Here is an 18,311-nt window from a genome sequence, read left to right as displayed (position 1 = left end):
GGCATGCTGCTGGTTCACGGGCTGGGCGGCACGCCGGTGGAGATGAAGACCCTGGGCCGCCGGTTGCAGGAGGCCGGGATCACCGTGCTGTGCTGCCAGCTCGCCGGCCATTGCGGCACAGCGGAGGATTTGACGGCGACCGGCTGGCGCGACTGGTACGCCAGCGTGGAGGCCGGCCTGAACCGGCTGGAGACGGTCTGCGATCTGGTGGCCGTTGGCGGCCTGTCGATGGGCGCCCTGCTCGCTGCCCGTCTGGCCTGGGCGCAGCCGCAGCGCGTGCGGGGCCTCGTCATGCTGGCGCCGACGCTGTGGTACGACGGCTGGGCGATTCCCTTCTACAGTTTTCTTCTGAAGCTGGTGATCCACCTGCCCTTCGGAGAGCGCTACGCCTTCGTGGAGAGGGAGCCCTACGGCGTGAAGGATCCGCGCATCCGGGCGCTGGTGCTGCGGGCGATGCAGAGCGGCGATCCGAATGGTGCCGGTTTGCTGTCCACGCCCGCCGTCGCCATCCGGGAAATGTGGCGTCTGACGGCCGAGTTGCGCCCGCTGCTGCCCGACATCCGGCAACCTGCGCTGCTGGTCCATGCACGGGAGGACGACACCGCCGGCCTGTCCAACGCCTTTCATCTGCAGGAGCGTCTGGGCGGACGGGTGGAGGCGCTGATCCTGGAGGATTCCTACCATCTGGTGACGGTCGACCGGCAGCGCGATCTCGTCGCCCGGCGCACCGCCTCGTTCGTCGCAGCACTCGCCGCCGGTCCGGATGCCGCCCTGCACCTCCATCAGAGCGGGGAGGGCGGCAATGGCTGAACAGGGCGGGTTGCAGGCACGGATCGTTCCGGGCATCGTGGCGCTGCCGGCCGACGGCTGGGCGGCCGGCCAGCCGGGGGAGGCCGAAGGCTGGGACTATTACCGGGCCTGTGGCAACGATCTCGCCGCCGCGGTCTTCGACGAGCAGGGGCTTGTTCTTGGTCTTCCGCTCTTCCGCATGGAATACCGGCTCGACACCCCCTTTCAGGGACGGCTGGCCACAGTCGGACGCCTGCTCGACCGCTGCTTTCCCCGGCTGATGCGGTGGGGGATGCTGGGTGTCGGCTCGCCGCTGGCGGAGCGCTGCCACCTGTCGGTCCGGCCGGGGCTGACGCCCGAGGAGCGTGCCCGCGCCGTCGAGGCGATGCTTGCCCTGCTGGAGGAGGAAGCGGCACGTTCGGGCGCCCTGCTGATCGTGTTCAAGGATGTATCGGCTCCGGAAGCACCTTGGTTGACGCCGCTGCTGGCAGCCCGGCGTTTCACCGCCGTCGCCGGGCTGCCGGTGGCGCAGCTCGATCTGGCCGGCCTCGACGAAGCCGGCTATCTCGCCACCCTCTCGGTAGCGACCCGCAAGGATCTGCGCCGGAAGCTGAAAGGCCGGGCGGCGGTCAGGGTGGAGCATCGCCAGCGGATCGACGACGTGGCCGACCGGATCGAGACGCTCTATGACAGCACGCGCACCAACAGCCAGCTGCGCTACGGCGAGTTCGAGGAGCTGCCGAAGGGATATTTCCGTGCAGTGGCGGAGGCCATGCCCGGACAGGTCGAATTCGTGCTGTACTGGGTGGGGGAGCGTCTGGCCGCCTTCAATCTCCTCTTCCTCCAGCGGAACCGGGTGATCGACAAGTTCCTCGGCATGGCTTATCCCTTGGCGCGCGACCACAATCTCTATGCGGTGAGCTGGATGGAGAACGTGCGCTGGGCCATCGGGACCGGACGGACGACGCTGCAGACGGGGCAGACCGCCTATGCCGCGAAGCTGCGCTTTGGAAGTGCCCTGGTGCCATCCACGAATTACGTGCGCTGCCGCAACCGTCTGCTCGACCGGTTGATCCGTCTGGCCGCGCCCTGGTTGGCCTTCGACCGCTGGGATCCCGATCTGCGCCTTCGGCGTGAGCGGGCGGCGGACAGGCCGCAACGACCGCAGTCACCATGACGGCGACCGGGGGAGGCACGGCGGTGAAGCCCTGCGACGGGGGCAGGCGCGCCTATTCGATGTTCGGTGCCCTCACGTTGCGCTGGCGGCTGGTCATCGCTTTCCTGTCGGTGAGCATCTTTCCCGTGCTCCTCGCCAGCCTCGTGATGGCGGATCTCGTGTCCGGCCTGTTCGGCGAGAACATGGAGCGCTGGCTTCAGGATGCGGCGATCTTCGTCACCCAGCGTTCGGCCGACGAGCAGAACGAGGCGAGGCAGGCAGCATCCATCGTCGCGGCCAGTCTGGCCAACGATGCAGGCAACCTTGACAAGAGGCTGATGGAGATGTCCACCGGCCTGCTGACCTCGGTCGGCTACGATGCCGTCGCGGTCTATCGTGCCGACGGGCAGATCCTGTTCGCCCATGGCCTGCTTGGCGACGGGGCGTGGCTGCCGCGCCGGCAACGCAGCCGCTTCTTCGTTGTCGACGACGGGGGCCATCCGGTTCTGCTGCTTGGATCGGCCAAACGGTTCCAGCATGAGGGGCAGACCTATTTCGTCTTCGTCGGCGACCGCTGGGACGGGACGATGATCAACATCGCCGGCGCCAGCCCGTCGCTGAAGGTCCAGGTGTTCGCGATTTCCGACGGGAAGGCCGCCATCGTCAGCGCCGGCCGCGACGAGGATGTCCAGCTTCCGCCGACCGTTCTGGAGCAGCTTGCCGCCGGGGCGCGCAGCGTCACCACCAGGATGTTTGCATCGGACAATTTCGCCACCGGCTTCGCGGCGCTCCGCGATACCGACGGCAGTCTCATGGGGGTGGTCGCCTGCCGCATATCGGACCAGGTCTCCCTGCTGTCCCACGTCCGCACCCTTGAGCTTTTCGTCCTGCTGGTGGTGGTCGCGGGCGTGATCTCCCTGATCGTCGCCCTGTCCTTGTCCAAGCTGATCTCCCGTCCCCTCAACAGCCTGACCCAGGCCCTGCGCCGCGTGCATGAAGGCGATTACTCGGCGCGCGTGCCGGTCCGGGGCGGCCGGGAACTGGAACAGCTCGCCGTGGGCTTCAACAGCATGACCGGACAGCTCGATACGCTGCGGCAACGCGAGGAGCTGGTCCGGCGGCGCGAGAAGCTGGCGATCCTGGGCGAGGCGGCGGCGGTGATCGCGCACGAGATCCGCAATCCGCTCGGCATCATCAAGACCTCCAGCCAGGTCCTGCGCATGAAATCGCAGCCGCCCGAGGCGACCGACCGGCTGATCGGCTTCGTGCTGGACGAGGTCGGCCGCATGGAGGCCCTGGTGCAGGAACTGCTGGACTATGCACGGCCCAAGGCCGCCATGCGGCAGGCCGTCGATCTCGCCGCCGAACTGCGCGACATCCTGGAATTCACCGCCGGCGAGATGACCCGCCGGCAGATCCTTCCGCAGGTGGAACTGCCAGCCAGGAGGCTGCCGGTGCAGGGCGATGCCGCCCAATTGCATCAGGCGCTCCTCAACATTCTGCTGAACGCGATGGAGGCGATGCCCGAGGGCGGGGCGCTGACCGTGACGGCCCTGCGCGAGGGGGATGAGGCGGTCGTCAGTGTCGGCGACACCGGGGTCGGGATTCCGGAAGACCTGCGCGACCGCATCTTCGAGCCCTTCGTCACGACGAAAAGGCGGGGAACCGGGCTGGGGCTGGCGCGCGTGCAGGACATACTGGAACGCCATGGCGGAAGCATACGGTTCGTCAGCGCGCCCGCCGTCGGCAGCACCTTCGTCCTCCGGCTGCCCCTGATGCCCGAGATCGAGGAGGAGCCATCGTGATCCTGATCGTCGACGACGAGGTGCGTTTGGCCGAAGTGACGGCGGTGGCCCTCGAAGCCCGTGGATTTCCGGCACATTTCGTTGAGTCCGCCGCTGCCGCCCTGGCTTGGCTGGAAGACAACCGGGTCAGCCTGATCCTGACCGATCTGCGCATGCCGGGAATGGATGGACGGGCACTTCTCGCCGCGCTCCAGTCGGCACGGCCGGAGATACCGGTGGTGATCGTCACCGCCTATGCCTCCGTGCCCGATGCGGTGGCGCTGGTCCGCGAGGGGGCCTTCGATTACATCTCGAAGCCCTTCGAGATCGACGATCTGGTCGCGACCATCGAGCGCGCGCTGAAACTTAAGGAAGCTGAGGCCGATAACCGGCGCCTGCGCGAAGAGCTGCGGGAAAAATACGATTTCGGCAGCCTCGTGGGGACCAGTGATGCGTTCCGGGCGGTCCTCCGGCAGATCACGGAGGTTTGCGACAGCCGGGCGACCGTCCTGCTCCAAGGCGAGAGCGGCACCGGAAAGGAACTGGTCGCCCGAGCCATCCATGACAACAGCCCGCGGAGGAACAAACCCTTCATCGCGGTGAATTGCGCGGCGATCCCGGACAATTTGCTGGAAAGCGAGCTGTTCGGCCATGTGAAGGGGGCCTTCACCGGAGCGGTCGCCAATCGGGAAGGGCGCTTTTCCGCCGCGGATGGCGGAACGCTCTTCCTGGACGAAATCGGCGACATGCCGCTTCCCCTGCAGGTGAAGGTGCTGCGCGCCATCCAGGAGCAGAGCTTCGAGATGGTGGGCAGCACCAGGACCCTGAGCGTCGATGTCCGGTTCATCGCGGCGTCCCATCGCGATCTGCGCCGCGAGGTGGAACGCGGGGCCTTCCGCGAGGATCTGTATTACCGCCTGAACGTCTTTCCGATCCGCCTTCCGGCCCTGCGCGAGCGCGGCGACGACCTTGAGGATCTGGCCGGCCATTTCCTCGGCCGGCACGCGAAATCGATGGGAAAGCGGCTGACCGGCTTCAGCCGTCCGGCGCTGTCCGCGATGATGGCCTATCACTGGCCGGGAAACATCCGCGAACTGCAGAACTGCGTGGAGCGCGCGGTCATCGTTGCCCGGGGATCGATGGTGGAGGTGAGCGATCTGCCGACCTATATCTTCGAGGACCGGCCGCCGCTGGCCCAGGCCGCCAGACTGCCGGCCGACCTTGATGCCGAACTGGAGCGGATCGAACGCAAGTTCCTGACCGATGCCTTGCAGGAAAGCGGCGGCGTCCAGGCCAATGCCGCCAAGAGGCTGGGCATCACGGAACGGAGCCTGTGGCACAGGGTGAAGAAATTCGGGATCCGGGTCCGCAGGCAGATGGACTGACGGCACTCCTGATCAATCTCCCGAATTCAGCCGAATGCACCCGTCCTGGCCGTTCGCGCCCGCGCGCGAGCGGACGTCACGGCCCATCTGTCTGCCCTGCCTGTCATCGAATCGAAATGATCGGACCTCACGTATGGAAGCTCTGAACCAACATCTTTTCCTTCTGCTGAACGCTCCGCCCGATCCGCCGGCCGGCCTTCTGATGCTGGCCCGCTTTCTGGCGGACGACGTGGTGGTGCTGGTCGCGGCCCTGATCGCGGCACTGTGGGTGTGGGGACGGCGCGACGGACGCGCCGCGCTGGTCGGTGCCGGCTGTGCCCTGCTGACGGCGGCGCTGCTCAATGCGGCGATCGGCGCCCTCTGGCATCACCCGCGTCCGTTCATGATCGGATTGGGTCATCAACTGATCCCGCATGCCGCGAATTCATCCTTCCCCAGCGACCATGCGACCTTCATGTGGACGATCGGGATCAGCCTGCTGCTGCGGGGCGCATGGCAGCGGCTGGGATGGGGAATGATGGCCTTCGGACTGGGCGTGGCCTGGGCGCGCATCTATCTCGGCGTTCACTTTCCCCTGGACATGGCGGGCGCGCTTCTGATCTCCGCCACCGCGTCCCTGCTGGTCATTCCGGCACGCCCCATCGTCGATCGGATGCTGACGCCAGCCGTCGTCCGGCTCTACGAGGGGGCCTTGAGGCTGCTGCATCTGCCCACCGCCCTGTTCCCGCTGGACCGCAAGTGAGGGCATTCTCGTGCCGATCGGGAACCGGCACCCGGCGCAATCTGCCAACCGATGCCTTCACTCTCGTGAAGCGGTTGGGGCAAGCGGGCGGTCAGCCACGACGGCCTCCCATCCGGGTCTGCCAGTCGCGGCTGTAGAGCTGACCGTGGCCGGCGAGCGGTGCCGTCCGGCCGGTCTCCAGATCGAGTACCGGCATGTCGGCGATCAGGGCGGCCCGCTCCACTCCCCCCACATGGGACAGGCTGCCGTCCTCGGCCCGGGATTCCCGGAAGAGGGAGGGGCGGGCGCTCCGATCCGCGATGGACAGATGCGAGGCTAGCTCGGCACGGACGAAAAAGGCATTGTGCCCCGCCCCGTTGCTGCCGACCAGAACATAGCCCTTGCGCGCCGCCGCCTGTTCGAGCGCCCGGATCGAGGCCCCGAAATAAAGCCAGGACGGGTGGGCGATGGAGCGCTGGAATGCGCAATCATAGGGGATCGTCAGGGCATGCAGGTCGCCCAGGACCGCATTGTATTCGCATATCACGATGTCCGGACGAACCACGTCGATCGCGTCGAACACCCAGTAATCATTGCCGTCGATGTCGATGCTCAGCAGGCCGACTTCGCCGCCACCGCCACCGCCACCGCCGTTGCGTGAAAGCAGTTCGTTCACGTTCTCTTTCGTTATGAAAGCCGACATCGCGACCAGATCGTGCCTCCAATAGATGTCGTCGTTCCGGATCGTCTCGATATGCGTCACATTCGCATCGAGAACGAACCCCCGCCAGTTGCGGTTGCGCATCAGATAGCGGGTGTTGCTCTCCGTATAGTCCTGCACGCCGAACTCGATGAAGCTTTCGGAGCGGATCGGGAGGTTCTGGATCAGCCATTCGATGATGCCGTCCTCACCGGTCTGCGAGAAAACCGTGAACTCGACGTCTGACAGGTGGGGAATGCTCTTGCGCGCCCGCAGGGACTCGCCCAGGGCGCGGGCGGTCAGCATGAGCTGACGCTCCGCCCAACGCTGATGCTGGCGGTGATGGTCCCAGGCCAGGGCGCGTCCGGCACGGAAAAGAGGAACCAGATCCTCCAACTCGGCAGGCATCGGCGGTGTCCTTCCTAGTGTAGCTTGCCTTGTGTAGCTTGGCTTTGCGTGTGGCGGCGGACGCGGGTCAGGCCCGGAGGTAATCGCAGTTGCGGCACAAGGGATTGGAGACGCGGTTGTCGAGGAATTCCCGGCGCAGCGACCGCATCGGCCCGCCGTTCCAGATCTCCTTCAGCGACTGCTTCGCCACATTGCCCAGGACATAGCGCTTGTCGTGGTCGTAACAGCAGGGCACGACGTCACCGTCCCAGGTGACGGTCATCCTGCTCCAGGGAAAGCGGCAGGTGACATGGTCCCGCTGCGGCGGCCGCTCGCTGGCAAGGCAGGTCACGTCCGGCGCATTGCCGTCCCAGGTCACGAACTCCTTGGCGAAGAAGGCATCGACGCCGTCGAGGTTGGACCAATAGTCCCGCATCCGGGCGATGCTGTCGCCGTTCAGACCGAAATCGATCATCGACACGATGACCTGGACCTTGGACTTGAAGGACCTCTTCAGCGCCAGGAAATCAAGCAGGTTGTGGACGGAGGCGTCATAGGCAGCTGCGACGCCGCGGATGCGCTCGAACGACGCGTCGTCGTGGCCGTCGAGCGACAGATAGAGCTTGGCGGGACGGGCACGCAGCAGCGCCAACGCCGTCGGCCGCTTCAGCATCAGCGGGTTCAGCGACAGGGCGGTGAACACGCCGCGCGCCGAGGCATAGGCGATGAAGCGGTCGAAGTCCGGATGGACGAGGCTTTCGCCGAAATGATGCAGCCAGCAATCGGCCTGTGTCGCGTGCTTCGGGTTCTCCCGGACATACTCGTCGATCACCTTGCGGAACAGGCCGAAGTCCATCAGTCCCTGCGGGCGCGTCATGTTGCCGGTGCGCGCGCACATGACGCATTTGAAGGGACAACGGTTGGTCAGCTCGATGTTGAAAACCGAGAATGGCGTGTCGAGCACCGTCGGGTCGGCCGGTATGGCCGCGGCCGGGGAGGGGAGTGCGTCCATCGTCAATTCGGCCCCCCATGGCCGGCGGCTCCGGCCGGGGCGTGGTTCCCGACGGCGGCGAGCAGCGGTGCCAGCGCCTGGCCGAGCGGCCCCAGCAGCCGCAGCGTGGCGGCGACCCACTGGCCCTCCTCCCGCGCGGCAGCGCCAACCAGATGGCTGGCCTCCGCCGTGTCGCCCAATTCCAGCAGAGCCAGCGCCCGTCCGAGGCGGGACATGGCAAGGCAGGTGAAGTCCCCGGGCCTGCCGTCGAAATCCTCCAATGCCTCCTGCGGCCGGCTCAATGCGAGCCTCAGCATGCCGCGGAAGACGCGCGCTCTGCCTGTATCGGGATGGTTCAGACGCTCCCGGTCGAACGCGCGGGCGGCGGCGTCGAGGTCGCCGGCATGGAGTTGCACCAGCCCCCCGATCATGCGCGCCCAGCCCATGGCGGGATTCCGCAGGCGGACGGCGTCGCAGGCGGCCATCGACTCAGCAAGGCGGCCGTCCAGCAGCAGAGTCTGCGCGATCATCAGGCCGGCCCACCAGCGCAGATCGTGATCGCTTTCCCAAACGCGCCGGTAGGCCGCCAGCGCGGCTTCGGTTTCGAAGCGGAGCCGGTGATATTGGCCGAGCACATACCAGGACGGCATCCGCTCCGGCGCCAGGGCGATCGAAACCGCCAGCTCCCGCCTCGCCTCGTCTGGACGGTTCAGCAGCAGCAGGGAAAAGCCCCGCTGATGGTGAAGGCTGTAACGGTCCTGCGCATGGGGGGCCGCAAGATCGCACCAGCGTACGGCCTCCTCCTGGCGATCACGCAGCAGGCCGGCCGCCTCGACGACGAGATCGGGCAGATGGGCGGCGGCGGCATGCGGACTGGTGGCAAGCGCATGGGCGACGAGGGCGAGCGCATCGTCGCTCATTCCGTCATCCCTGGCGGCCTCCGCTTCGTCGATCAGCGCCCGCGCCAGGGCATCGGGGTCGCCGCCACGGGCCAGCATTCCATGGGCCAGAACGGATCCCGCGCGCACCGGGTCGCCCGCGTCCCGCAGCAGGCGGTTCAGTCGCAGGACGGACGCGCAACGTCCGGGATCCACCGCCACCGCAAGCTCGAACGCCTTGATGGCGGCATCGCGGTCTCCCGAGGCCTCATGCGCCACCCCCATCCGGTGATGATAGTGGGAGAGGGTGGACCGGCGGATCTCCTCCCGCCAATTTCCAACGGCGATCCGGTCGAACCTGCTCTCCTCAGTCCTGTCGTCTGGGAATGACGATGCCGGTCGGATCATCCGCGTCCTCGCCCCCCTTCGCCGCAACGTTAGGCACCAAAATGCTGATGGATATAACAATTCTAGTACATCAGAGCAACTCAGCCCGCATAATCAAATTTCAGGAGATGCCGCCGGTGGCGATCTTCATGCGGAATATTTGAAAACCTGAGATTGTGGATGCGCAAGCCATCGCAAAATCCAGCCGAGAAGTTGCCGTCACCAAAAGTTGTTATGGATCATTTATTTTTCTCTTGATGTGCGTTGGGGCGAGTGGGAATCCGATACAGGGAGATGTCGATCCATGCGCGACGTGATCAGCCTTTCGGCCTTCCCGAAGTCGGGAGTGACATATCTCGGGTTCCTGATGTTCCATTGCCTGTTCGGCGACGTGGCCGAGATCGGTGACCTCGAAAGGAAATACGTGATCGATATTCATGCATGGCCGGCGCTGCGGTTCGCAGTGCCGCAGGGGCCCCGGATCGTCAAGTCGCATTTTCCGTTCGGACCAGACAGTCCCGGCGTCGGGCGGACGGCCAAGGCGGTGTATCTGATCCGTCACCCCATCGACGTCATGATGTCGGCGTGGGATTACCGCCGGTTCCTGAACCCCGGTGCGACCGACGACGTGGACGGTGGCCCGGCCGATGGTCCCGCGTTCCGACACTTCGTCCGTCGCTGGCTGGCGACCGGCGGGGAGGGGTTCGAGGTTGCCGGAAGCTGGCTGCGGCATGTCCGCTCCTGGCTCGACCAGCGCGAGATCCCGGTGCATCTCGTCACCTACACCGATCTGGTCGATCATCCCGGCCGCGAACTGGCGGCCATTCTGCGCTTCCTCGACCTGCCGGTTCCGGCCGAGCGGCAGGCGATGGCAGTCGAAAGCAGCGGAATGGCGGCGATGGCCGCGCTGGAAGCGGAGGAGGTCCGCCACCGGCGCACCGGCGTCTTCTACCGGCCGGAACTCGCGCGCAGCTATGAAGGCGGTCGCCGTTTCATCAACAAAGGCCATCGCGGCTGCTATGCGACCCTGCTGACCGATGAGGAGCGGGGGCTGGCCGACCAAACCTTCGGGGCCGAGTTGTCCGCCTATTTCCCCGGTGCTGGCGCGGCGGTGGGTTGACCGGCGTCACGGCAGCGCGCGCGCGACACCGATCACGGTCCATGCCGTCTCGTCCGGCTCGCGGCCGATGTCCGGGAAGGCGCGGAGCGTTTCCAGCCGGAAACCGCCGGCGGCAAGCGCCAGACCGAGCTCCCGGTCGAAGAAGAAGCGCATGGCATGCGTCTCCCGGTCCTCGCCGACGATCCGGTCCCCGGCAAGCCTGAGCACATGGAAATCGACCCGGCAAGTCTGGGCCCGTATGTCGAGGTCCGACCGCGTGGTCCTGAGAATCCGCTCGTCCGTCCGGGAAATCATCCTCACCCGATCTCCCGGCCGCTGGGCGAGGACGGCGGGGCCGTACCAGATGTCGAAGAGGAAAAGACCGGACGGCGGCAGATGGCGCCGGACCGAGGCCAGGGTGGCCAGTAGCGCCTCGTCGTCCTGCTGATAGCCGAGCACGGCGAACATCATGATCGCGGCGTCGAAGACCCGGCCGAGGCGAAGCGTACGGACATCGGCCTCGATGAATTCGGGAGGGGCGACGGCCGCTGAGGTGATCTCCGCCGCCTTCGCGCGGGCGTGGGTGAGCATGGCCGGGGAACGGTCCACCCCCGTCACACGCAGCCCACGCGCCGCCAGTGGCAGGGCATGCCCGCCGGTGCCGCAGCCGAGGTCCAGGACGCTTGCGACGGGGCCGTCCGCATGCAGGTCGAACAGGCGCGCGATCAGGTCACTTTCGCCGCTGTAATCCTTCTCGCCATACAGCGCGTCATAGACCGCCGCGTAGGCGGGTCCGAATATGCCGCTCATGCCAGCACCCTCCGCACCGCGTCGGCGGCCAGTTCCAGATCGGTGTCGGACAGGGCAAGGCCGGATGGCAGATAGAGCGCCCGCCGTGCCAGCCGTTCCGCCACCGGATAGCGCTCCCCCCGGAACAGGCCGCGCTCCAGCAGGGCCGGCTGTTCATGCATGCCGAGGAAGAAGGGGCGGCTGTCCACCCCGAGCGCGCGCAGGCGGAGCGCGCATTCGGCCGCATCGAACGGCACCTCGTCGTCCAGCACGATCCCGTACATCCAGTACACGCTGCGTGCCCAGGGGCGCTCGACCGGCAAGGCGAGCGGCAGTCCCGCCAGCCGCGCGCCATACTGCGCGGCGATGTGGCGTTTGCGAGCGATATGGTCGCCGATGCGCTCGACCTGGGCCAGACCGATGGCGGCCTGGAGATTGGTCAGCCGGGCATTGACGCCCAGTTCGCTGTGCAGAAAGCGCCGGTCCCGGCGGAAACACAGGTTCCGCAGCGAGCGCAGCCGGTCGGCGAGGGCGGGATCGTTGGTGGTGACCATGCCGCCTTCCCCGGTGGTGACGATCTTGTTGGCGTAGAAGCTGAAGCAGCCGAGCGTCCCCAACCCGCCGCAGCGGCGTCCGCGGTATTCCGCGCCATGTGCTTCGGCGGCGTCCTCGACGATATGCAGCCCGTGCCGCTCCGCCAAATCCCACAGTGGGGGCATGTCGCAGGGATGGCCGAAGAGATGGACCGGCATGATGGCGCGGGTGCGTGGCGTGATCTTCGCCGCGACCTGATCGGGATCGAGGCACCAGGTCTCCGGGTCGCTGTCGACCAGGACGGGCACACAGCCGGCCTCGATGATCGCCACCGCGCAGGAGATGATCGTGCAGCTCGGCAGAATGACCTCCGACCCGGGCTCCAGATCGAGCGCGCGGATGGCGAGCTGAAGGGCGGCGGTGCCGCTGGACACAGCCACGCCATGTGCCGCGCCGCAATACTCGGCCCAGCGACGCTCGAACTCCGCGATGAACCGGCCTTCCGAGGAGATCCAGCCGGTCTCGACGGCTTCGCGGACGTAATCCAGTTCCCTGCCGTTCAGCAACGGCTCGCTCACGACGATCACGGAGACTTGTCCTTTTCCTGCCGGCCGGCGGCGTTCACTGTTCCATCACGATCCGCTCGGGGCCGGCTCCCTCGAAGCAGCTCTTGTCGGCGCCGCCGGCGAATGGACCCTGCTTGACCTCGACCATCTCGACCTCCTCGATCACCTGGAAACCGTGTCCGCCCGCCGCGAGAAGGATGACGTCGCCCGCCCGCAGAAGCCGGCTGTGCAGATAGGTCCGTCCGCCGTCGTAGAAGTCGACCCGCAGAAGCCCGCGCCGGATCAGCAGGACCTCCTGGGTGTAATCAACCTCCCTGTGCACCGGATTGTGCAGGTGGGGCGTGATGGTCTTTCCCGCGGGATGGTGCATGAAGGCAAGCTGCTGTGAGAAGCTGGAGGGCGTGAAGAAGGTGATGCCCGGCTCGCGGAATTCGGCGCGGACGATGATCGCCAGGGTGCGGTCGTCATGGACGATGGTCTCGATCATGGCTGCGGCATCCGGGCGGGGGTGGGCCCCGGGGCGGGATGGCGGGACAGCAGCATGCCGATGAACGACAGCTCGCTGCCGTCGTCCAGCCGGTGCCGCCCGTCGAAATCGTCGCTCCAGCTCATGACGGTGCCATGCGTGGCGCCGATGATGCGACGCCAACGCTCCTCTGAGAAGCACCAGTGCGGCACCGACACACCGGGTTGGAGAAGCGCCAGATCCTGCACCGTGCAAAGGTCGGTCGTCGCCGGCTCCGCCCCCTGCCGGACGGGAAAGCGGTTCATCATCATGTGGCGGTGCGGCCGGCTCGCCAACCGGGCGAAGACCGCTTGCGGATCGGGCAGATATTGCAGCACGCCCGAAACCAGGATCAGGTCGTGCTCCCGGCCCTCCAGCGCGTCGAGCTCGTCATGGAAGCGCAGGCCGCCGCCGGCGAAACGGTCATTGCCGGCCTGGGCCAGGGCCGGGGTTTCCACCACGTCCCACTCCAGCCGGACGGCCTCCCCCAGGATGGCGGACAGCACGGCATGCCCGTTTCCCAGCCCGCCGCCGAAGTCGCAGACGCTCAGCCGGCCGTCGAAGCCTCCCCCGCGCATCGCTGCGGCCAGAAGCGCGGCGGCAAGCTGCTGGTACAGGGGCATTAGGACCCCGTCCCAGCGGAAGGCCGACCGCGCCTCCACCAGCCTCGTCACCACCTGCGGGTCGTCGTAGGTCCGGGTCCCCGACTGGGCGGCGGCATGGTCGCCGTAGAGGCCGCTGAACAACCCCATCAGCCCACTCCTCCAGCCTCTTGCGGCCATGCGATCGGATAGGCGGGGGTGCGGCGGGTGCGGACACGGTCCACCGCCTCGTCCAGGATGCTCCGCAGGCGCGACAGGAAATCCTCATGCCGGTAGCCGGCAAGGCGGCAGGCGCCGTTGGCAGCCAGGGTGGCGGCCAGGGCGTCGTCATGCCACAGCCCGCGCATGGCGCCGGCCAGCGAGGCCGCGTCGCGCGGATCGATGTAGAGGGCGCCGTCGCCGAGCTGGTCGCGGATGCTGGGCAGATCGCTGACGATGACCGGCCGGCCGACGCTCCATGCTTCCAGCGGCGGCATGTTGGTGGGACCGAAGAAGGTCGGCATGACCAGTCCGGCCGACAGGCTGTAGAGCGCCGGCATGTCGCGGTCGGGCACGAATCCCAGATAGTGGATGCGGTCGCGCACCCCCAGCCTGTCGGCCAGGGCCATCACATCGATGAAATTCCGCGCCCGCCATTTCTCCGTGTAGCTTCCGGCGAACACCACCCTGACGGCTTCGTCCCCGCCATCGGCGAGCTGGGCGAGCGCCTCGACGATCAGGCGGTGGTTCTTGTGCATCCAGAACTGCGCCGGATAGAAATAATAGCGCTCCGGCAAACCGTACCGCGTCCGGACCCTGGCGAAGTCCCTCTCAGTCGGCGGGCGGGAGCGGCGGACCGGCGGGAAGAAGGGCAGCACCCGGATGCGGTCGCCGTCGATCAGGTCGCCGTAGAAGCGAAGCACATCCTGCCGCCCCGCCTCGGAATCGACCAGGACCAGGGTCGCGTAGCGGCAGATCGTCCGGTAGACCTGCTCCCGCAGGGCGGCGATCCCGTCGGCGCTGACCTCGGGGAATTCCGGTTGGAGACGGTGTTGCAGGTCGTGGATCGGCACGATGAAGGGAAGCAGCGCCTCCGGCCCGATCAGCGAGGGGTGAAGGGTGAGCAGAAGGTCGACGTCTTCCTCGCGCAGGGCCCATCCCATGGCGGTATTCAGCACGATCTCATCCGTCGGGGGTGGCGGGCGCCCGCCCTCGCCATCTGTGGACAGGTAGGATTCGGGCGGCCCCTGATGGATGTCCAGGTCGCCCAGCGGCAGGATCGGCAGCCGGCCGTACTGGAGATGGCGGGACTGCAGGATCCCGCGCAGGCTTTCGCCCGCGGGATTGACGCAAACCAGATCATAGGGGACATGCCGGGTCAGGTCCGACAGGGCGTCCAGCAGGGATGCCTCGTACTGGAAGCCACCCCCCGCCGATGCGGGAAACCCTCTGTAGACACCGACGCGCATGTGCGCACTCCTCTTCGGCCCCGGCGGCATCGCTCTTCAGACCGGATGCATGCATGTGTCCCGCGGTCTCCGCGCCTCCTCCCGCCGGGCCTTCGACTGGGCCTCCGACCAGATGTGCTGCACGATGAACGGGTAGGCGTTGTAGGGATCGGCGATGCCGACCCGCAGCAGGCGCTTGGCGATCTCGGAGACATATTGGCTGGAGATGATGACCGTCGCATTGCGCAGCGCGTCGGCCACGGCCTCCGGTGTCGTCACGCTCAGGTCCCAGGCCTTGCCCTTGCGCACCCCGTCCAGAAAACCGGCCAGCGTCAGGTTTTCCCATTTGCCGAGCGCCATCTGCAGGATGCGCCCGCCGCGCGACGCGCCGTAGAGATAAATGGGCCGGTCGTCGGGAAGAGCCGCGAAGTCCGACTCCCGGCTCAGGCGCGGAAGGCGTGCGGCGAATTTCGGATCGAAGTCGAAATAGCAGGTCACCTGCTCCGGCGGCGGCGGTGGCGATGGTGCGGTCATCGCGGCGTAGGGCACGGGTGTGAGGGTGGTCAGGCGGGAAAGCCGCTCCTGCTCGGCGGCCAGCCCCGACTCAGCGCGGTCGGCGACCCGCATGGTCAGCAGACCGCTGCACCCCAGGGGCGCTTGGGCGGCGATCCGATTTGCCAGGAAAGCGGCGGCAGCGTCGCCAAGCTCCGGATCACGGCGCAGGAGGGGGGTCAGACGCGCCCGCCGCACCAGCAGGCTCGCCGGATGCAGGGTGGCCGCGGTGGAGGCGGGGCTGGCGGCGTCGACGGCGTCGAAGCCGATGGCGGTCGGCCGCAGCTCCGCCTGGTACAGCTCGACCATCTCTTCCGGCAGCATCGGCTGCAACGCGCCGCCATGGACGCCGTCGACGCCGAGGTCCCGCGCTGCGGCCAGCAACGTCGCGACGTGGTTGGGGAAGGGCCGCGCCCCTGGCGGCAGAATGCCGACCCACTCGGCATCCGCCGCCCGCAGTCCGCTCCACAGCCGGGACCCCGACGGCTGTTCGGCCGCCGTCGTCAGGATTCGCAGCGAGGCAAGCCGGCGGGCCAGCCCGTCCGGCACGCTCTCCCGCATGCCGTCCGGCAGGACGAGCACCACGCCGACGCGCCCGGCTGTCTGTCCAGCCACCGCCTCCAGTCGCTGCACGGCGTCGTCCCACCCGCCCTCATCCACCGGCAGCACCAGATCGACGGGAACTGGCGGCGTGCCATTGCCGGCGGGCGTCAGGCCAAGCCTGGGCCGTGCTTCCGCGATGAGGTCGGGGAGGGGATCGAACAGCACCTCGAGGCTGAATTTCTCCAGGAAGATCGCCTGTGCGGCGCGCGCCATCGCCCGGCCACGCGCCGGGTTGGCCCGCGCCCAGGCGACATGGGCGAGGATCTGCTCGGCGGTTTCCAACTCGCCGGCGGCGGTGTCGACATAAAGGACGCTGTCGCCGAACGCCTCCAGGATGAAGGGATGATGGCCGGCGATGGTCAGCGCTCCGGCCGCCGACAGTTCGAAGATGCGCATGTTCGGGATGCCGGTTTCGACATGCGGCTGGAGATGCAGGCACAGCCCCATCCCGCAGGCATTGGCACGCTCGATCACCGAATGCCCGTCGAACGGCAATTCGCCGGTGAAGGCATCGGCCAGATGCTCCCACCGGTCGCGGCGGCCATGCAGCGCCAGCACGCCCTCCTGCGCCAGCAGACTCAGCATCAGCGGGAAACGCCGGCCGTCCCAGTTGGAGCCGATGTAGAACAGACGGCTGTCCGGAGCCAGCCTTGGCTCCAGCGCCAGTGCGGGAGAGCTGGGATACATCGGGGCGGTCACCAGCGGGCGCGCCGTCGGCCAGAACAGGTCGGCCATCCGTCGCCGCATCCCCTCGTTGGCGGTGAGCCAACCGTCGTAGGACCGTTCGTTCCGGGCGAAGAAGCGGTGCGAGGCATGAAGCTGCGGCGGATTCCAGTCGCAGGCCATGGTCAGGTGCCCGGTCAGCTTCGGCGTCACCTGGGGATGCAGCGACACGACCAGATCGGGGTCGAAGGTCTCGATCTCGGCCGCCCGGCGGACGATGGCGGCTTCCCATCCCTTGGCGCGCAGGGCGGACAGCATGCGCAAGGACAGTTCGCGTTCGGCCCACTCGGCGTCAATGGCGAAAGGTTCCAACAGCGCAACGCGCATTCCGCCCCTGGGGCGCCCGCCGGTCACCGCGCGCGCCTTGCGCTGTCCGTGGCCGGACTCGTCGCTGGATGGATCGATTGCATGAACCGGGCGGGCTCTCACCTGTTGAGCCCGATCGGCGGTGGGGGCAACCGTGGGCGTACGAACATGCTCGGCACGGGGTGTTAACAAAAACTGAATGCCGGGCTATTCGGCCTGGGCTTATCCTCCGACAACGGGCGCCGGTGACAAGGCGGTCGCAGGGGCCGTCCAGAGGGGCCGCCTGCCGCGGCCACGGCGTGGCAATTCCAGACCATGGAAGCCGAAGACGGCCTACTGAGACCGAGCCTTCCGGGCGACGGACCGGTAAGGCGCCGTCGAAGCGCGGGGAATCAAGGTGGGAGGAGACACCCGCATACGGTCATTGTCCGATTTCGCGCCTCGGGACAGCAGATCCAGGGCCTCCGCCGCAATCCTGTCGAAGGGAACGCGAACGGACGTCAGCGGTACCGATAGCCGGCTGACGATGGGAATGTCGTTGTAGCCGACCAGGGAAACGTCATCCGGCACCGACAGGCCAAGCTTGACCAGCGCCGACAATGCGCCGATCGCCGTGTTGTCGTTCATGGCGAAAATGGCGGTCGGCCGCGCAGCGCAGTTCATCAGCCGTTCGGCGGCCTCGGCGCCGGAGTCGATCCCGAAGGTCGACTCGACGATCCAGTCCGGCTCGATCGCCGCGCCGGCCTCCGTCATCGCCCAGCGGTAGCCGGCGAGCCGGCCCCGGCTGCTGGAAGCGTAGTTCGGACCGGCGATGATGCCGATGCGGCGATGCCCGAGATCCAGAAGATGCCGAGTGGCCAGATAACCGCCAAGCTTGTCATCCCCCACCGACGACATGCTGCGGCCGTCACTCCGCAAAGCCAGAACATAAGGAACGCCGCGGGTTTCCAGCTGGACGGGAAAGTCGTCGTCCTCGCGCGCCGTCGACAGCACCAACCCGTCCACGCCGCGCTGGAGGAGGCTCTTGGCCGCCGCGCGGTCCGCCTGCGGTTCGTCATCGGTCGTCGCCACGATCGCAAAGCGTCCGGTGCGCGCGCAGGCGTGCGCCAATGCCTCATAGAGCATCGCCATCACCGTATCCGTCAGCCTCGGCACGATGACGCCGATCGTGTCGGTGTTCCCCCGGCGCAGGCTGGCCGCCGAAACATCGCGGACATAGCCGAGCTCCGCCGCGACCTGCCGGACACGGCGGGCCGTTTCGTTGTCGGATCGAGGCAGACGTTCGTCGAGGATCCGCGACACCGTCGACTTCGACACGCCCGACGCGGCGGCGACGTCATGCAGCGTCACACGGCTCTGCTTCTCTTGTGGCTCATCGCGGGTGAACACAGCGTGTCCTTCATGAATCGTCCTGGATAAACAAGATA

16 protein-coding genes are annotated in these 18,311 nt (G+C 67.3%); 6 read left to right on the top strand and 10 right to left on the bottom strand.

Annotation, left to right across the window (positions count from 1 at the left end):
- Positions 1 to 3 precede the first annotated feature (3 nt).
- The 5 genes from E6C72_RS14700 (at position 4) to E6C72_RS14680 (ending at position 5,856) form a co-directional block, all read left to right on the top strand.
- Complete coding sequence (locus E6C72_RS14700; protein ID WP_247875457.1) at positions 4 to 810, top strand: carboxylesterase; 807 nt, start codon at positions 4 to 6, stop codon at positions 808 to 810.
- Positions 803 to 1,966, top strand: coding sequence for a GNAT family N-acetyltransferase (locus E6C72_RS14695; protein ID WP_109083966.1), 1,164 nt, complete (start codon positions 803 to 805; stop codon positions 1,964 to 1,966). The genes E6C72_RS14700 and E6C72_RS14695 overlap by 8 nt, the downstream gene beginning before the upstream one ends.
- A complete protein-coding gene (locus E6C72_RS14690; protein ID WP_109083967.1) occupies positions 1,963 to 3,750 on the top strand; it encodes a HAMP domain-containing sensor histidine kinase in 1,788 nt (595 codons plus the stop codon). The genes E6C72_RS14695 and E6C72_RS14690 overlap by 4 nt, the downstream gene beginning before the upstream one ends.
- The gene (locus E6C72_RS14685; RefSeq protein ID WP_109083968.1) at positions 3,747 to 5,114 is read left to right on the top strand and encodes a sigma-54 dependent transcriptional regulator; all 1,368 of its coding nucleotides are present in this window, start codon (positions 3,747 to 3,749) and stop codon (positions 5,112 to 5,114) included. The genes E6C72_RS14690 and E6C72_RS14685 overlap by 4 nt, the downstream gene beginning before the upstream one ends.
- Before the next feature lie 133 nt (positions 5,115 to 5,247).
- Entirely contained in the window at positions 5,248 to 5,856 is a 609-nt protein-coding gene (locus E6C72_RS14680; RefSeq protein WP_158280098.1) for a phosphatase PAP2 family protein, read from the top strand.
- Positions 5,857 to 5,947: 91 nt separating this feature from the next.
- Here E6C72_RS14680 and E6C72_RS14675 read toward each other — a convergent pair whose 3' ends face one another.
- From E6C72_RS14675 to E6C72_RS14665, 3 genes are all read right to left on the bottom strand, one after another.
- Positions 5,948 to 6,841 (bottom strand): hypothetical protein, encoded by an 894-nt coding sequence (locus E6C72_RS14675; protein ID WP_136700769.1) that lies wholly within the window; start codon positions 6,839 to 6,841, stop codon positions 5,948 to 5,950.
- Positions 6,842 to 7,010: 169 nt separating this feature from the next.
- A complete protein-coding gene (locus E6C72_RS14670; RefSeq protein WP_109083971.1) occupies positions 7,011 to 7,934 on the bottom strand; it encodes a radical SAM/SPASM domain-containing protein in 924 nt (307 codons plus the stop codon).
- Positions 7,935 to 7,936: 2 nt separating this feature from the next.
- Positions 7,937 to 9,199 carry a tetratricopeptide repeat protein gene (locus E6C72_RS14665; protein ID WP_109083972.1) on the bottom strand — a complete coding sequence of 421 codons (1,263 nt, stop codon included), beginning with the start codon at positions 9,197 to 9,199 and terminating at the stop codon, positions 7,937 to 7,939.
- 283 nt (positions 9,200 to 9,482) lie between these two features.
- Here E6C72_RS14665 and E6C72_RS14660 point away from each other — a divergent pair, with 283 nt between their 5' ends.
- Positions 9,483 to 10,298, top strand: a complete 816-nt coding sequence (locus tag E6C72_RS14660) for a sulfotransferase domain-containing protein (protein WP_109083973.1) — start codon at positions 9,483 to 9,485, stop codon at positions 10,296 to 10,298.
- Between the two features lie 6 nt (positions 10,299 to 10,304).
- Here the strand turns inward: E6C72_RS14660 and E6C72_RS14655 are convergent, their stop codons facing one another.
- The 7 genes from E6C72_RS14655 to E6C72_RS14625 all read right to left on the bottom strand — a co-directional run bounded on the left by E6C72_RS14655 (position 10,305) and on the right by E6C72_RS14625 (position 18,273).
- Positions 10,305 to 11,087, bottom strand: a complete 783-nt coding sequence (locus tag E6C72_RS14655; RefSeq protein ID WP_109083974.1) for a class I SAM-dependent methyltransferase — start codon at positions 11,085 to 11,087, stop codon at positions 10,305 to 10,307.
- Entirely contained in the window at positions 11,084 to 12,187 is a 1,104-nt protein-coding gene (locus E6C72_RS14650; RefSeq protein ID WP_109083975.1) for a DegT/DnrJ/EryC1/StrS aminotransferase family protein, read from the bottom strand. The genes E6C72_RS14655 and E6C72_RS14650 overlap by 4 nt, the downstream gene beginning before the upstream one ends.
- Positions 12,188 to 12,221: 34 nt before the next feature.
- Positions 12,222 to 12,653, bottom strand: coding sequence for a hypothetical protein (locus tag E6C72_RS14645; protein WP_109083976.1), 432 nt, complete (start codon positions 12,651 to 12,653; stop codon positions 12,222 to 12,224).
- Positions 12,650 to 13,423, bottom strand: coding sequence for a methyltransferase, TIGR04325 family (locus E6C72_RS14640; RefSeq protein WP_158280099.1), 774 nt, complete (start codon positions 13,421 to 13,423; stop codon positions 12,650 to 12,652). The genes E6C72_RS14645 and E6C72_RS14640 overlap by 4 nt, the downstream gene beginning before the upstream one ends.
- Positions 13,423 to 14,721: a glycosyltransferase family 1 protein gene (locus E6C72_RS14635; RefSeq protein ID WP_158280100.1), complete on the bottom strand. Its 1,299-nt coding sequence runs from the start codon at positions 14,719 to 14,721 to the stop codon at positions 13,423 to 13,425. The genes E6C72_RS14640 and E6C72_RS14635 overlap by 1 nt, the downstream gene beginning before the upstream one ends.
- 36 nt (positions 14,722 to 14,757) lie before the next feature.
- On the bottom strand, positions 14,758 to 16,905 hold the full coding sequence (locus tag E6C72_RS14630) for a hypothetical protein (protein ID WP_109083979.1): 2,148 nt from the start codon (positions 16,903 to 16,905) through the stop codon (positions 14,758 to 14,760).
- 312 nt (positions 16,906 to 17,217) lie between these two features.
- Complete coding sequence (locus E6C72_RS14625) at positions 17,218 to 18,273, bottom strand: LacI family DNA-binding transcriptional regulator (RefSeq protein ID WP_109083980.1); 1,056 nt, start codon at positions 18,271 to 18,273, stop codon at positions 17,218 to 17,220.
- Positions 18,274 to 18,311: the final 38 nt, after the last annotated feature.

It is taken from the genome of Azospirillum sp. TSH100, from assembly GCF_004923295.1.
In the GTDB taxonomy this organism is placed as follows: domain Bacteria; phylum Pseudomonadota; class Alphaproteobacteria; order Azospirillales; family Azospirillaceae; genus Azospirillum.
The sequence above is the reverse complement of the archived record's forward strand: the minus strand, read 5'-3'. Positions and strand labels throughout refer to the sequence as shown.

Excerpts from the sequence above, each read along its gene's own strand:
- E6C72_RS14680 (WP_158280098.1), top strand. The coding sequence starts at position 5,248 with ATGGAAGCTCTGAACCAACATCTTTTCCTTCTGCTGAACGCTCCGCCC.
- E6C72_RS14635 (WP_158280100.1), bottom strand. The coding sequence starts at position 14,721 with ATGCGCGTCGGTGTCTACAGAGGGTTTCCCGCATCGGCGGGGGGTGGC.
- E6C72_RS14630 (WP_109083979.1), bottom strand. The coding sequence starts at position 16,905 with ATGCGCGTTGCGCTGTTGGAACCTTTCGCCATTGACGCCGAGTGGGCC.
- E6C72_RS14640 (WP_158280099.1), bottom strand. The coding sequence starts at position 13,423 with ATGGGGTTGTTCAGCGGCCTCTACGGCGACCATGCCGCCGCCCAGTCG.
- E6C72_RS14645 (WP_109083976.1), bottom strand. The coding sequence starts at position 12,653 with ATGATCGAGACCATCGTCCATGACGACCGCACCCTGGCGATCATCGTC.
- E6C72_RS14655 (WP_109083974.1), bottom strand. The coding sequence starts at position 11,087 with ATGAGCGGCATATTCGGACCCGCCTACGCGGCGGTCTATGACGCGCTG.
- E6C72_RS14675 (WP_136700769.1), bottom strand. The coding sequence starts at position 6,841 with ATGCTGACCGCCCGCGCCCTGGGCGAGTCCCTGCGGGCGCGCAAGAGC.
- E6C72_RS14700 (WP_247875457.1), top strand. The coding sequence starts at position 4 with ATGCTGCTGGTTCACGGGCTGGGCGGCACGCCGGTGGAGATGAAGACC.
- E6C72_RS14695 (WP_109083966.1), top strand. The coding sequence starts at position 803 with ATGGCTGAACAGGGCGGGTTGCAGGCACGGATCGTTCCGGGCATCGTG.
- E6C72_RS14665 (WP_109083972.1), bottom strand. The coding sequence starts at position 9,199 with ATGATCCGACCGGCATCGTCATTCCCAGACGACAGGACTGAGGAGAGC.
- E6C72_RS14660 (WP_109083973.1), top strand. The coding sequence starts at position 9,483 with ATGCGCGACGTGATCAGCCTTTCGGCCTTCCCGAAGTCGGGAGTGACA.
- E6C72_RS14690 (WP_109083967.1), top strand. The coding sequence starts at position 1,963 with ATGACGGCGACCGGGGGAGGCACGGCGGTGAAGCCCTGCGACGGGGGC.
- E6C72_RS14670 (WP_109083971.1), bottom strand. The coding sequence starts at position 7,934 with ATGGACGCACTCCCCTCCCCGGCCGCGGCCATACCGGCCGACCCGACG.